16 protein-coding genes and 1 pseudogene are annotated in these 14,597 nt (G+C 38.5%); 4 read left to right on the top strand and 13 right to left on the bottom strand.

Going from position 1 to position 14,597, the window contains the following annotated elements; all coding sequences use genetic code 11:
- Window positions 1-13 precede the first annotated feature (13 nt).
- From ACG72T_RS03820 to ACG72T_RS03790, 7 genes are all read right to left on the bottom strand, one after another.
- Complete coding sequence (locus tag ACG72T_RS03820) at window positions 14-1,117, bottom strand: WxL protein peptidoglycan domain-containing protein (RefSeq protein WP_395264716.1); 1,104 nt, start codon at window positions 1,115-1,117, stop codon at window positions 14-16.
- 4 nt (window positions 1,118-1,121) lie between these two features.
- On the bottom strand, window positions 1,122-1,850 hold the full coding sequence (locus ACG72T_RS03815; protein ID WP_395264714.1) for a WxL protein host-binding domain-containing protein: 729 nt from the start codon (window positions 1,848-1,850) through the stop codon (window positions 1,122-1,124).
- Entirely contained in the window at window positions 1,796-2,110 is a 315-nt protein-coding gene (locus ACG72T_RS03810) for a hypothetical protein (RefSeq protein ID WP_395264713.1), read from the bottom strand. Before ACG72T_RS03810 ends, ACG72T_RS03815 begins: the two co-directional genes overlap by 55 nt.
- 79 nt (window positions 2,111-2,189) lie before the next feature.
- Window positions 2,190-3,284: a WxL protein host-binding domain-containing protein gene (locus tag ACG72T_RS03805; protein WP_395264711.1), complete on the bottom strand. Its 1,095-nt coding sequence runs from the start codon at window positions 3,282-3,284 to the stop codon at window positions 2,190-2,192.
- A 119-nt stretch (window positions 3,285-3,403) separates the two neighbouring features.
- Window positions 3,404-4,141, bottom strand: coding sequence for a WxL domain-containing protein (locus tag ACG72T_RS03800; protein WP_395264709.1), 738 nt, complete (start codon window positions 4,139-4,141; stop codon window positions 3,404-3,406).
- A 125-nt stretch (window positions 4,142-4,266) separates the two neighbouring features.
- Complete coding sequence (locus tag ACG72T_RS03795; protein WP_395264707.1) at window positions 4,267-4,728, bottom strand: LPXTG cell wall anchor domain-containing protein; 462 nt, start codon at window positions 4,726-4,728, stop codon at window positions 4,267-4,269.
- 114 nt (window positions 4,729-4,842) lie between these two features.
- Window positions 4,843-5,355: a GNAT family N-acetyltransferase gene (locus ACG72T_RS03790; protein WP_395264705.1), complete on the bottom strand. Its 513-nt coding sequence runs from the start codon at window positions 5,353-5,355 to the stop codon at window positions 4,843-4,845.
- 97 nt (window positions 5,356-5,452) lie between these two features.
- Between ACG72T_RS03790 and tpx the strand changes: the two genes are divergently transcribed.
- A complete protein-coding gene (gene tpx / locus ACG72T_RS03785) occupies window positions 5,453-5,950 on the top strand; it encodes a thiol peroxidase (protein WP_395264703.1) in 498 nt (165 codons plus the stop codon).
- Between the two features lie 63 nt (window positions 5,951-6,013).
- Here the strand turns inward: tpx and ACG72T_RS03780 are convergent, their stop codons facing one another.
- On the bottom strand, window positions 6,014-6,775 hold the full coding sequence (locus tag ACG72T_RS03780; RefSeq protein ID WP_395264702.1) for a flavodoxin family protein: 762 nt from the start codon (window positions 6,773-6,775) through the stop codon (window positions 6,014-6,016).
- Between the two features lie 113 nt (window positions 6,776-6,888).
- Here ACG72T_RS03780 and ACG72T_RS03775 point away from each other — a divergent pair, with 113 nt between their 5' ends.
- The gene (locus ACG72T_RS03775) at window positions 6,889-7,530 is read left to right on the top strand and encodes an SDR family oxidoreductase (protein ID WP_395264701.1); all 642 of its coding nucleotides are present in this window, start codon (window positions 6,889-6,891) and stop codon (window positions 7,528-7,530) included.
- A gap of 233 nt (window positions 7,531-7,763) precedes the next feature.
- Window positions 7,764-9,101 (top strand): annotated as a pseudogene (locus tag ACG72T_RS03770) (NCS2 family permease).
- A gap of 73 nt (window positions 9,102-9,174) precedes the next feature.
- Here ACG72T_RS03770 and ACG72T_RS03765 read toward each other — a convergent pair.
- Complete coding sequence (locus ACG72T_RS03765; RefSeq protein WP_395264699.1) at window positions 9,175-11,094, bottom strand: heavy metal translocating P-type ATPase; 1,920 nt, start codon at window positions 11,092-11,094, stop codon at window positions 9,175-9,177.
- A gap of 132 nt (window positions 11,095-11,226) precedes the next feature.
- On the opposite strand from ACG72T_RS03765, the gene ACG72T_RS03760 reads away from it, so the two are divergent.
- Window positions 11,227-11,586, top strand: coding sequence for an ArsR/SmtB family transcription factor (locus tag ACG72T_RS03760; protein WP_395264697.1), 360 nt, complete (start codon window positions 11,227-11,229; stop codon window positions 11,584-11,586).
- Between the two features lie 74 nt (window positions 11,587-11,660).
- Here the strand turns inward: ACG72T_RS03760 and ACG72T_RS03755 are convergent, their stop codons facing one another.
- The 4 genes from ACG72T_RS03755 to ACG72T_RS03740 form a co-directional block, all read right to left on the bottom strand.
- A complete protein-coding gene (locus ACG72T_RS03755; RefSeq protein ID WP_395264696.1) occupies window positions 11,661-12,038 on the bottom strand; it encodes a hypothetical protein in 378 nt (125 codons plus the stop codon).
- Window positions 12,039-12,083: 45 nt separating this feature from the next.
- Complete coding sequence (locus ACG72T_RS03750) at window positions 12,084-12,350, bottom strand: acetyl-CoA carboxylase (RefSeq protein ID WP_395264694.1); 267 nt, start codon at window positions 12,348-12,350, stop codon at window positions 12,084-12,086.
- The gene (locus ACG72T_RS03745) at window positions 12,343-13,644 is read right to left on the bottom strand and encodes an excinuclease ABC subunit A (protein WP_395264772.1); all 1,302 of its coding nucleotides are present in this window, start codon (window positions 13,642-13,644) and stop codon (window positions 12,343-12,345) included. The genes ACG72T_RS03750 and ACG72T_RS03745 overlap by 8 nt, the downstream gene beginning before the upstream one ends.
- Window positions 13,645-13,753: 109 nt before the next feature.
- The gene (locus tag ACG72T_RS03740; RefSeq protein ID WP_395264693.1) at window positions 13,754-14,545 is read right to left on the bottom strand and encodes an aldo/keto reductase; all 792 of its coding nucleotides are present in this window, start codon (window positions 14,543-14,545) and stop codon (window positions 13,754-13,756) included.
- Window positions 14,546-14,597 lie beyond the last annotated feature (52 nt).

The raw sequence follows: 14,597 nt of genomic DNA, 5'->3' as shown, positions 1-14,597 counted from the left end.
TCAAACTCTGATGTTATTTATTGTGACGAGAAGATCTAGTACTACCATCACCGGTATTCTTTGATTTCTTTTGCGACAATTTGAAACTAAATTTGCCTCGACCACCATCAGGCCCATTACCTTTATTACGTTGTGAATAATAGAGATACATCCAAATGGCAACTGCAATCAAGACAACGATTCCCAAAATGATCCAGAGCCATTGCTTCTTATTGGACTCTTGCTTAGGCATCGTTGCACTGGTGACCGCCTCTGCCTGTTGTTTTTTAACCGTGATCGTATAATTAAAGTCCTTGGGAAAACCACTCTCATTTTTCAAGGAAATGTGTGCTTTATAAGTCCCAGCAGTCAAATTCTTGATGGGAATAAAGTAATTAAATTGCGAGTTAGGCGCAAATTGCAAATTATCCGCTGAATAATTAGTTACTTTACTGCCATTAGTGATCTTAGCCTTCAAGGAAACTTTATTAATGTTGATCGGTTCTGTATTGTCCATTCGATAAGCAATCCCTGTCGAACCCGCCACGGCTTTAGGAGCTGCTGATGTCAATACAGGCATGATGCCATCATCCTTAGAACGCAAGACAACGCCCTTGACGTATCGAACTTGATTCTTGATGTTGATATTTTTCGATTTCGTGGGACTAACTGAGGCAGTAGTCGTAATTCCACCTAAAATAATCCCAGAATATTCAGAACTAGGTGATTTAACTTTGAATGTGACCGTCTTGCTTTCGCCAGCCTTCAAAGTAACCTTTTGTTTTCTTTTACCTTCAACTAGTGAAGTCAAAGATGGCAGTTTCGACTTGTACAACTTGGCATTGTACTTATCGTATCCAATCACTCCAGAGTCTGCCGTATAAGCATTATTGATCTCTGTATTAACAGTGATCGATTTACTACCAGTATTAGCAATCAAAACTTTAAGATCTTGTGACCCGTTTGGCTTAACCTTGAGATCAAAATAAGATTCATCTTTGTTGATTTGATTATCTGGCAAAACTGCTTGAATCGCATAAGCTTTATCGGGTGCGGCTTTTACCACCGTAGCAAATGGTAAAAGCGTTGCAACCACTAATAAAATTGTTGAAAGAAATATTGTTATTCGTCTTTTCATACTTTTAACTCCTACCTGAATACCAAATGGCCCAGAATATTAGGAAAATAAGTGATATCAGAACACAAACTATTAAAATATATGTCACGGTCTTATCGTAGATCAAACCTTTACAACGTTTATTGATATTATTAGCTTGATCTTGCGTAATCGTGTACGTTTTGTGGAACGTCCATGTAGCCTTGCCGCTTCGAGCAGCTCCTTTGATGACATAAGTTCCAGCTTTAATTGGTGTAGTATTTTGATCAAAATCTACTGGGATCTTGGAGTTAGGAGCAATTTTAGGGTAAGTTAAGTCAGCTATCATCTTTTTATCGCCCATATTGAAACGATCTAACCAACTCCTACGCTTAACCGTCATATGTACAATCACATTCTTCATCATTCCAGGCTCTTTATTTTGCAGATTAACAATCATATGGGGCTTTTTCTGGATTGCATCCAATGACAAATTATAAAGGTTCAAAATGCCACCGACTGCTTTGTTATTATCAGTTATCCAGACTGGAACGTCGGCTGATCCTTTGGTTGAATCACCTTTTACATAAATATAAAAATCACCCATTGTCAGTCCCTTAATTTCCGAATCTGGCAATTTAATCTTAAAAGAGACGTCTTTGGTCTGATTCGGCTTCAGTGTCACTTCTTTTTTTGTCGTCATATCTGCAAAAGCATGCTTTAACCCAAATTGTCCTGATTTAACTTTATCGTGGAAGGTAATCTTACCGTCCATGAAGTAGTGGCGTTCGTGGGAACGAGAACCAAAGTATATCTATTGATACTGAAATTTCCTAAAGAAATTTTAACTGTACGTTCTTCATTCGATTTACCCACAATTTGAAACCTATCAGTCACTCCAGAAGAATCATCTTCAATCAACGGCGTCACTGTCACTCCACTAATATCCGCTTGAGTAGTGAGTGGACGGAAGAAAAATGTTATTGCACCTAAAACTAGACCCAGCATCGTTAAAAACCATAATCTGCTTTTCATAATAATCCTCGATTATAAACACTTTCTACCATTTATGATACTAAAAAAGCTATCCCAAGTCTTGGAACAGCTTATTTTTTTAACGACGACGTCTTCTTGGTGTATTACCAGAATTGTTGTTACCATTATTATTGTTATTATTTCTCTTACCAAGGTAAATACCCAATCCAAGAATAATTGCCAATGCAAGAATTGCTAATAAGATATACAACCATAGATAATTAGGTTTGATACCAGCTAGTTTATTGTACTTAGCTGCATCACTATTTGTAATTGTAAAGTCTTTTTCTAGAATCCAACTCTTCAAACCACCAGCGGTTTTATAAGTTAGTTTCAAATGATAATTACCCGCTTGCAATGACTTCTTACCCCAAGGAATACTAAAGTTATAGTTTGAAGTTGGGGCAATTTGTTGGTTACTTGCAATTTGTGTGACTTTGATACTCTTGTCGCCCTTTTTAGTAACGACAGCTTTTGCAGTTAGGCTTCCAGTATAAGCATTCTTTGAATTATGAACGTTAGCAAGTACTCCTTGAGACTTACCACTCGAACTATTTACCAATTTAGGTGTAACTCTTGTAATAGAATAAACAGGTTCAACATTTTCTGCATCTTTTTGATGTATTTGAACCGGAATAGAATACATAAATTTATTTTTAATTAACGTACCACTAGAACCAACTGTTCCCTTTGCTTTTTCTTTATATGGAGAAACTGTAACACCACCCATTAAAGTCCCCTTATAAGATCCTGTAGGTACTTTAACATGAAAAGTCAATGTGGCAGTGGTATTACCTGGTACTTTAAAAACTGATTTATTGGGTGTAATTGCATTTTTAGTTTGAATCTTTAAAGAACTATCTGTTACCTTAGCCTTGTCATAGCTGAGTTCACCATTATCATTGGTATACCCAGTAGTTCCGGTAAAAATAAATCGTCTAGTATCACTGGCCTTATTGATTACTAGTAATTTCAACTCAATATCCTGTCCAGGTGTACCAGTAATAAAATAATTTCCACCATTAATATTCAGATTATCATTATTCTCGCCACCAACTTTTAACGTGTAATCACCTGATGTAGCAGCAGAGACATTAGTTATTTGATTAGCCCCTATTATCGCTCCTCCAAAAAGCAACAGGCATAATAATAATTTCAAAAATTTTTTCTTCATTTGAATCCTCTCCCGATTGAAAACACTAAGATATAATTCATTTTCATTACAAAATAAAAACCACTACGATAGTAGTGGTCTTTAAAAATATTGATAAATTCTTTATCTAAAACCTTTTATTAACCTTCAGCAGGTGTAGTTGAAGGTGTAGCCTTAAAAGTCCAAGTAATAGTTGAATTGTATGACTTGCTTGAAGCTTTAGCTGCTCCTGTAGGTGTTCCTCCAACTGTCAAGTGTTCGTTCTTAGCGTCTGGTGTGAATGATGCATTGATAGCACCTGTATTATATTTTCCAGCTCCTAATGAGATAACATTAGGACCTGCTGATCCATCGGCATTGATAGTAGCTGGTAATGATTCCAATGCTTTTGTACCTGCTACGGCAACGTTTGCACCACTATCATCCTTCAATGGGGTTGCATCCAATGTCATCACAAAACCAGGTGCAGCCTCACGTGATTCTGTAACAGTTAGCAGTCCTTGTCCTTGACTATCTTCTGCTTTTTCATCATACTCGTTACTCTTCAAATTAACAGTTGAACCAGCTGCAGCTGTACCGAATCCAAAGTCAGGAACGGAATCAAGTGTCAAGATACCACTAACAACATTAACGTTAGCATTTGATTGTGCAGTTGCAGTACCAACTGTTTTACCATCGCCTGCATCATAAGCAATTGCTAATCCTGTACCTTCTTGACCTAATCCACCAACATCTTCATCCTTAACTTGTTCTAAGTTACCATTAACGAATTTTCCTGATGTTGTAGCAGCTTGTGCTGTCAATGATGGAGCAATCAATCCTAGAACCATACCTGTTGTTGCTAATGAACCTACTAAAACGTTTCTTGATAATTTCATGATATATCCTCCCTGATATAGAAAATTATTTTTTTGTTTTTGTCTTTCTTGATTACAATTAGATAATAACAAATTTTACAAGCTGTACACTCCATAATTTGTAAATGTTATTTGTCTAAATTGAATCATTTTGTTGCCATTGAAAATCTCAAGCTTTTGCGGAGCTTATAACTGTAAAAAGCGAATAGACCAATTAAAATCGTAAAGCCCGTTATGATCAGACCAGTGTCATGGGCGTCACCTGTTTGTGGGTAACTGGACAGGTTGTTGACATTAACTGATGGAACATAGTCAGTATTTTTATTTTGACTGCCTGTACTCGTGCCAGTATTGTCACCTGAAACCAAAACATTTGTATTCGTTGCGCCACCGCCACCGAGATCTGAAGCATCATCTCTCGAGTTGGCGACTACCGCAACTGGTGCCGATCTGTCAGCTCCACCTCCAGTCGTACTATTAGATTCGGCAATTACATGTGTAAAACTGAACCCGCCAATCACACCTAACAATATAACGGCTATTGCGAAGAAACCGACTACTCGCTTTTTGACTTTGAGACTTTTTTTGGTTCTCATTCTTCTTTTCATATAAAAGACCTCTCATCAAAAGTTCTGTCTGTTTTCTCCTTACGCTTAGTATAGTACCATCTGTATACCCACTTTTAAGTTCGATATAATTAAGAAATTCTTACGAGAAGTGAATCATTTCTTTAAAACGTAGTATTTCACGAGGTTATGTTGTCCCGTGTATGGAAGCGTTTGCTCCGCTTCGTAAATATATTTGAAGTTCAATGACTCTAACAATTCTTGTGGGGCAAGGTTTTTGGTCTCTGTAGCCGCCCAGATTTCATTCAAATGAATTTCATTAAATCCATAATCGATCAATAACTGAACTGCTTCCTTCGCATAACCTTGTCGTCGAAAATCTCGGCTCACTACAAAGCCAATCTCTCGTGTCAACAACAAAGCGTTCGATTCTCCCCGCTTATTTAGTTCAATAATACCAACCAACTGATCCGTTTTCTTCAAAGCAATTACAAATGCCCCTTGACGTCGTTGATAGAGTTCTAAGAGGTTCTGAGCAAATGTCCGGTCATCTGTATATTCTAGGCCAGCCAGTTCATGATTTCTTTTATCGCTGACTAAAGCAAAAAACGCTTCAAAGTCTTCATTTTTAAAACCACGTATTTGAATGTTCTTACCTATAAGATTCATAATTTGCCTCGTTTGGAATTCTTTCAGTCTAATTTCTAGGTTTTTAATTTAGGGTACTCTATAATGAATTTAGTTAAAACAGAAAGGGTGATTTTGCATGGATTTAGATTTTAAAGGTGAAACAATTACAACTTATGGCGACCCATTGACTGTTGGTGAAAATTTTCCCGACTTCACAGTTTTGAATAAAGACAACAATGAAGTCAAGCTTAGCAGTCTATTGGACAAGCCACTTTTGATCAGTGTAGTTCCTGACATCAATACTAGCGTCTGCAGTATTCAAACTAAGCACTTCAATGAAGAAGTTGACGGGCACTCAGAGATCAACTTTGTAACTATTTCAACTAACACACCTGAAGAACAAACTGATTGGTGTGCTGCTGAAAATGTCAAAAATATGGAAATGTTATCTGATATCGATCATGACTTTGGTAAGAAGTCTAAGATTTGGATCAGAGACAAGAATATCCTAGCTCGTTCAGTTTGGGTGGTTGACAAGAATGGTGAAATCATCTATTCAGAAATCGTTCCCGTTCAAACTAATGAACCTAGTTACGACCGTGTACTAGGCCAACTCAACGAATTAATCAAGTAAAACCAAATCTCCTCTGATTCTAATTTTGAGTCAGAGGAGATTTATTTGATTAATTTTTCAAAACTATCGACGCCGATGTTTGACAAACATTACAAAGTGCAATATGCAAGCCAATAAGACGAAGAAAATAATCGTAAAGCTCAGATAATTCAACCAGAAATTATCAGCAATCAGACTCTTAAAGGGTATCTGAATTCCCATCGTAATTAACGCCATCACAGCAATCATGAAGAATAATTGAATATATCGTTTCACAGTTGAATCATCCTTTCTCTTACGGACTGAAATTTTTTTCGCATACTTGTGACAAAGTTGTTTCTTATTATCCGGAATCTCTTTCATCCCAAAAGTCCCCGGTAAGACGATCTCACCAACTTTAATAACTCCAGCTGCTGACATGACCCGATCAATTGTCTTGAATGATTCATCAGTCACTCCCGTCAGAAAATTCTCTAATGAAGAAACATAACAAGAACTGATACTGAGATAGTGTTTATTCTTAAATTGTCCCGGAATCGTGTCACCATTTTCTTTAAAGTAAACTAATTTGGGACGCATACAGTCAAAAAGGTTCTTCATTACACCTGAAAATTCACGAAAATAAGTCGGTGCCGCCAATACCCAGACATCACTTTGGGCCATTTTTTCAGCTAATTCATCCAAAACCAAGTTCTTCTCGTGATATTTATGAGGTGTTACATCGTAATTTTCTAAATAAATCGTTTCAGTTTCGACATCTGCATCAACGTTTTTCAATACTTCAGCGATCATTTGAGCATTCAACCCGTTTTCCTGATGCGAACCGAGTATTCCTAAAATTTTCATACGCATAATCCCCTTTGAGTCTAAGTGTAATATACTGCACAAAGAGATTCAAAACACTAGCATTATCAAGCGATTGTTGCTACAGTATGGTTAACTAAGGAGGTTTTGAATTTATGAAAGTTCTTATTATTGGTGCCCATGGTAAAGTGGGTCACTTGTTGATTGGAGAATTACAATCAAGAAACATTGATTTTGTTGCTGGATTGCGTAGCCAAGAACAAATCAAGGCCTACGAGACAAATAATATTGAGACCCAATTCATCGATCTAACTGCATCGCTTGATAGTATCAAAGATTCAATAGTTGCTTCAGGTGCCGACGTAATTGTCTTCTCAGCTGGTGCTGGGGGCGCTGGCTATGATCTTACACTTGAAATCGACCTCGACGGAGCTATCAAGACGATGATGGTGGCTGAAGCTGTCGGTATCAAGCGCTATATCATGGTTAGTTCGGTCTTTAGCGACAACCGTAGCAAGTGGGACGCATCTGGTATCAAGCCATACATGATTGCTAAACATTATGCTGATGATCATTTGCGGGGAACCAACCTTGACTATACGATCATCCATCCTGGCCACCTAACTAACGACGACGGCACTGGCAAAGTTAAGCTTTTAGGACCAAATGAAGTCGATTCTGTTCCTAGAGTAGATGTTGCCAAAGCCTTGGCTCTGATTATTCAAAATCCATCAACAATTGGTAAAGAATTTACTTTTGCCAGTGGTGATGAACCGGCTGAAGATGTTTTTAGATAAATTTTTTTGAACCTTGAAAAGAGGCTTTTCACAAAATAACTTGTGGAAGGTCTCTTTTTATTATTCGTAAGGCAGGCTCAAGCGATTATTTCGATAGTCTTTCTAAGTTGAATATAGCTAAATTTCCGAACTTTATTTGATAATTTTTATATTTTAATCGTGTTTTTATTGAAAATATTTGATATTTTTGTAATACTTAATAAGTAATCAATAAAACCTTAGGGGGTTATATTTTGCCAAACGATGCTAATCTCAGTTTTATCGAAAAATTATTTCATCTTAAAGCTGCCAATACGACTATCAGACGGGAAGTTCTAGCTGGTCTGACAACCTTCGTATCCATGGCTTACATCTTGTTCGTCAATCCGCAAGTTTTAGGTGCCGCCGGGATGGACAAAGGGGCGGTGTTCACCGCTACTGCTCTTTCAGCAATTTTAGGTTCCGTTTTGATGGCTCTCCTAGCTAATTATCCAATTGCCATTGCTCCAGGACTAGGTGATAATGCCTTCTTCACTTATTCCGTCGTCCTTGCCATGGGTATTCCTTGGCAAACTGCTATGGCTGGAGTCTTCATGTCCAGTATCCTCTTTCTTCTGATCTCCGTTTTAAAATTACGGGAATTAGTAATTGATTCTATCCCCCATGATTTGAAACTAGCCATGGCCGCTGGTATCGGTCTGTTCATCGCCTTTGTTGGTCTTCAAGGTGGTGGCTTAGTCACTGCTAGCAAGTCAACCTTAGTTGAAATGGGATCTTTGACCGTACCAACAACTTGGCTAACTATCTTTGGCTTGATCATCACGTGATTGTTGATGGCTAAAAAAGTGCCCGGTTCAATTTTTATCGGTATGGTCTTAACTACGATCCTTGGTTTAGTTACCAAGTTGATTCCCCTGCCTAAACAAATCATCTCGACTATCCCTAGTATGAAACCTACCTTTGGAGTCGGAATCGCCCACATGCCTGATTTAGCTGACCCCAAACTTTGGGCAGTCGTCTTAGTCTTTCTATTAGTAGCATTCTTTGATACTGCCGGAACCTTAATCGGTTTAGCTGAACAAGCTGGCTTCATGAAAGATAATAAGATGCCTCGTATCGGCCGTGCTTTGATGGCTGACTCTATCTCAATGCTGGGTGGTGCAGTCATGGGTACCACCCCAACAGCTGCTTATGTTGAATCTTCAGCCGGAATCGCTGTTGGTGGCCGGACTGGTCTAACATCGCTAGTCGTCAGTGTGATGTTTGCCGTGGCAATGTTCTTCTCACCGCTTTTGACCATCGTAACTTCCAACGTCACCGCACCAGTCTTGATCATTGTCGGTATTTTGATGGCTCAATCGATGAAACAGATCGACTGGAGTAAATTTGAAATTGCTATGCCAGCTTTTCTAACTATTGTCGGAATGCCTTTGACCTATAATATTTCTTACGGATTCGCCTTCGGGATTCTGTTTTATCCTCTAACAATGTGGGCTGCCGGTCGGAGAAAAGAAATCACACCTATCATGTACATTTTATTATTCGTCTTTATTCTCTTACTTTACATTATCAATGTTTTGCCAACTAAATAGTTCATCTAAAAATCCCGCTGATTTTCAAAAAAATATCAGCGGGATTTTAAAATAGTGTTTAATATTGAACTCATTAATTATCGAATTTGATAAATTGCAATCTGACTGCGTTTAAAACTGCAATAATCGTTACTCCGACATCGGCAAAAACTGCTTGCCACATATCGACTATTCCTAAGGCACCGAGTAAGAGAAACAATACTTTGATGATCAGTGCAAAGGAAATATTTTGAATCACGATCAAGCGTGTCTTTTGAGCTATCTTCATCGCTTGAGCCACTTTCGAAGGTTCATCGCCCATAATCACGATATCGGCTGCTTCGACTGCGGCATCTGAACCCAAACCACCCATAGCAAAACCGACATCGGCCGTAGCTAAAACCGGCGTATCATTGATACCGTCACCGACAAAGGCTACTTTTTTATTGACTTGATGTGATTTCTTGAGGAGTTTATTGACGATTTCAACTTTGTTCTCAGGTAATAGGTTCGTATAAACTGACTGTAAGTGTAACTTTTTAGCAATTGCTTCACCGACAGTCTGATTGTCACCTGTCAACATGACCGTTTGTTTGATACCACGATTATTTAAGAGTTGAATTGCTTTTGCGGCATCAGCTTTAGGCTTATCGGCAATCACGATTGCACCAAAGAACTTTTCAGCCACTGCCACATAAACGATCGTTCCAACTTCTTTAGTTTCAGAAAAACTAATGTTGCCTGCTTGCATAGCCTTGGCATTACCGACGATAACTTGTTGACCGTTAACTTGAGCACTCAAGCCGTGGCCTGCTTTTTCAGTCATCTTTTCAATTGATAAGAGCTTTCCAGTGTAAGCTTGCAAAATCGAAACGGCAATCGGATGTGTGGAGTTTTTTTCAACACTTGCAGCCATTTGCAACAATTGTGTTTCAGAGACACCTGCAGCGGGTATAATTTTCACTACCGCAAATTGACCCTTAGTCAAAGTACCTGTCTTGTCAAAAGCCACGGTGTCGACTTTATTCAAAGCTTCCAAATAGTTGCTACCTTTGACCAAGATTCCCCGCTTAGAAGCGGCCCCAATTCCACCGAAGAAACTCAGTGGCACCGAAATCACCAAGGCACAAGGACAAGAAATTACTAAGAAAATCAAAGCCCGATAGACCCAGACATCCCAAGCACCGTTAACTAAGAGTGGTGGCAAGATAGCTAAAGCCCCAGCTAAGCCAACTACAATTGGCGTATAGACCTTGGCAAACTTAGTGATGAACTTTTCAGCTTCGGCTTTCTTGCTATTGGCGTTTTGGACTAAATCCAAAATCTTAGCCACCGTAGAATCATTGTAAAGTTTTGTCACTTTGATCTGCAAAGTTCCATTTTGGTTGATCGAACCACTGAGGGCTTGATCGCCGACTTTGATATTTTGAGGCATGGACTCACCAGTTAATGCTGAAGTATCAACTGACGAATTGCCCAAAACGACTGTTCCATCAAGCGGAATCTTTTCACCTGGTTTTACGACGATGATCTGACCGATTTGAACTTGGTTAGGATCGACCACTTTTGTTGTTCCATCAAGCTTCAAAGTTGCAAAAGCCGGCTTGACTTCCAACAAAGCAGAAATCGATCTCTTGGACTTGTTGACGGCAATATCTTCAAAGACATTTCCCAATTCATAAAAGAGCATCACTGCAATGGCCTCTGGATATTCGCCCAGAATAATGGCCCCAATCGTGGCAATACTCATCAAGAAATTCTCGTCAAAAATTTCACCGTGCATAATATTCTTGAGCGCCTTATAAACGATGCGAGCTCCAATAACTAAGTAGGCCGTGACATAAAAGCCGATAGTTATCGGTGTTGGCAAGATCGAACTCGACCCTACCAGCAACAAAATAAAAGAAATCAATAACCGAATAATAGTTAACTTAGTTGATTTGCTCAATTCATTTTTAAGACGCTTTTGTTTATTTTTTAATTTATAATCAGACTGGACATCGTAAGACTTCATGGGAATATCCTCCTCGAAAAGGTTTACATGCTCATTTGAATATATGAACAATCATTCATATATTAATTATACTATAATAAAACTTAGTAAATTTCAACCAGTACTAACCACATTCAATTAAGAGGACAAATTATGCCAGAACAAAATTTTGAGGTAGAACATCAAAAGGCTTTGCATAGCCTAAAACAGAATTTGCCTAATGATGAGGATCTTGAAGCAATGGTCAATATCTTCAAAGCATTCGGTGATATGACCCGTGTAAAAATTATTTTTGCGTTGGAAAAAACACCTTTGAGCGTCGGAGAAATCGCCGATACACTTGATATGAGTCAATCCTCTATCTCTCATCAACTAAGCATTCTCAAGCAATTAAATCTCGTTTCTAATGCCAGACGAGGTCGAAACATCCATTACCGCTTGAGTGATCAACACATTATTACGATCTTTAAACAAACCAAAGAACATATTATTGAGGATGAAAATGATTTTTAAATGATACCTTCTGATTCTAAAACTTAGAGTCGGAAGGTATTTTTGTTGGCGACAAAAAAGGCAGGTTTCCCCGCCTAAGCTACTATTTCTACATTTCTAACGTCCCTTAGTCGGAAAGTTTCGCCGTTATCAAGATAAAATAAATCTTCATTGTATCCACTGACTTCACCAGTTAGATCAACAGAAATTTCGTTATTAGTGTCACAAATATTCAATTGTATTTTAATTATTTGGTTATACGTAAATGATTGCATCAAGAACTTAGTGATCTGCTCCGCAGTCTGTTCCTTGCGCAGTTGCTTTTGACGATTCAATTTTTTAGCTTGTCGATTTAAAGCAGCGGTATGGTCACTGAGGTAAAATCCTTGCCACTTCATTTTGCCGCGATCGTGATAGTAGTTATCAAAAAACGATTGGACAGTCTCGGAATCATATTTATATTTACTATTCATCTTTATGCCGTCTTTTCTGTATTAATTCTTGTTTCTGGGGCCATTTCATCCCCACAAAACCATCATACGTGATTGTAAAGCAATATTTTTCCATAATTTTATTAATAATTTTTCCAAATCTGACAAATCATAGTTTTCAATAGTGTGGAGCGGAATCGAGTGCAGCCTTTTTCCCAGTGGTTGAATATTGATAAAAAAGTTATAAGTGCTGTCATAGCAGTCATTAACCACTTGTAAACTATACTTTACGTCTTTTTTCTTAAGAAAATTCTTGTCAATTCGGGACAGGATGATCTTTAAGTCATTATTCATAAGCATTCCCACCATTGTGGCCACCAACCAAAGTAGCTCGATGAATGGCAGTGCCACCTTTTAGCAGACTATTGGCGTAGACGATCGATTCAAAGCCATAGCGTGCCCTGATCTGATCGATGACTGACAACTTATCCTCATCTTGACACTGCTGTTCGACTGGCGTAAAAAAGTTTAATTGCTGTGCCTGTTTGTCGACCAATTTAGATGAATAAACGGCCAAGTTTCTGACCGGCTGCCCTTGCCAATAACTCTCGAACAAATGAATCAATAACTCCGATATCTCATTGTCATTGTCGGTATGATTCAAATTACCGGCAACGCTAAAACCACCACGTTCGCCCTCTTCTTTAGCCGCAAAAGCATAACTGACACTCAAATACAGACAGCCTGCTTGCTTATGATGATGACGCAACCTGGAAGCGACTTGTTGCCCCATCTCTTTGATGACTGTCTCAATCTCTGACTTTTGGTAGTAATCACGGGGCAGGACTTGCCAATTGCCAATACTGTGATTCTTCGGCATGATTTTATCGGACAAATTCGGGCGGTCGATACCCCAAGCTATCGCAAAAATCTGTTCTCCAATCAAACCTAATTCTTGTTTTAAATAAAAAGGATTGGTGTGTGCCAGTTCATTAATATTATGGATACCTAAGCGATTGAGCCGTTTCTCCGTTCGCTTAGCGATACTCCAGACATCAGTCATATTGGGAATCGTCCAAATTTTCTCTGGGACAGTTTCATAATGAATCTCGCCCATTAACTCGGGATCGTGCTTGGCATAAATATCTAATGCAATCTTAGCTTGAACTGGATTATCACCAATACCGACATTCGTATAAAGACCCAGACGTTTGCGGACTGTCTTTTGAATCAAGCGAGCCACGGCTCTTGGAGTATTGCCAAACAAATGCCAAGACTTAGTCATATCAAGAATGGACTCATCGATTGAGTAAGGCCAAACATCCGATTCAGCCGCAAATTCCCGAAAAATATTGTTGATCTGCAAGTTACGTTTAATGTAGAGATTCATTCGTGGCGGTACAACGATCAAATTGGGATCTTGTGGCAGATCTCGTTGACGGGAAACATTTGCTTTTAGATGGAAAACCTTTTTTGCTCTCGGGGAGGTTGCTAAAATTAAGCCACCATTCGTGTTATCAGCTTCACTCATAACAACCAATAGTTCTTTTAAAGGATTGAGTCCACACATAGTTGCTTCAACACTAGCATAAAACGATTTATTATCGATCAAAAAGAATACGCCATGGGGTTCTTTGCTATAATCTATCGTTCTATCCTCCTATCTGTCTACAATTTTATTATACGAACGCATGTTCTATTTTTCAAGAAAAAAATTCAAGTAAAGACTTTAATCCCTACTTGAATCGAATCGAAATTTATTTTTCTAAATCAGATAATTGCTTGAAATCATCATCAGTTAATTCAACATTAGCTGCACTAATATTATCTTGTAAATGTTCAACTGAACTAGTTCCCGGAATTGGCAAGATATTATCAGAACGTTTCAAGAGCCATGCCAAAGTAATCTGAGCGGGACTGACGCCATATTTAGTAGCAATTCCAGTTAATGGACTATCAGCTTTGGCCAAATTACCAGTATTCAGTGGGAACCAAGGCAAAAAGGCAATACCTTGAGCTTGGCAATAATCAACGATGGCATCGTCACCTTTGTGATTACCAACATTGTACATATTTTCCACCGCGTCGATCTTAGCAATCTTTTGAGCCGCCTGTAACTCTTCCAAAGAAACTTGACTGATACCAATATGCTTGATCTTACCTTCATCTTGTAGCTTCTTTAATTCACCAACTTGTTCCTCTAGTGAATAATGAGAATCAATCCGATGTAAGAACAATAAGTCTTCGTGGTCACGCTTGAACTTACGCAACGATAATTCAACCTCTTGACGTAAGAAAGCTGGGACACCAACAGGAATCCACTTTTCTGGACCTACCCGAACTTGACCAACTTTATCAGAAATAAAGATTTTGTCCGAATCTTTATATTCTGCTAAAGCTTGAGCCAAATAGTCGTCGGCATTCCAAGGACCATATGAATCAGCTGTATCAATGAAATTAACCCCTAGATAAAAAGCACGCTTGATAACCTCAACTGCTTGATCAGGGTCTTTATAAGGTCCCCAGACGCCAGGGCCAGTTAATTGCATCGTACCGTAACCAATACGATTAACGACGAAATCTTCATCAAATTTGTAAGTT

The organism is Companilactobacillus sp. FL22-1, from assembly GCF_043951805.1.
In the GTDB taxonomy this organism is placed as follows: domain Bacteria; phylum Bacillota; class Bacilli; order Lactobacillales; family Lactobacillaceae; genus Companilactobacillus.
Note: the sequence above shows the minus strand (reverse complement) of the source record. Positions and strands in the feature narration are given on the sequence as shown.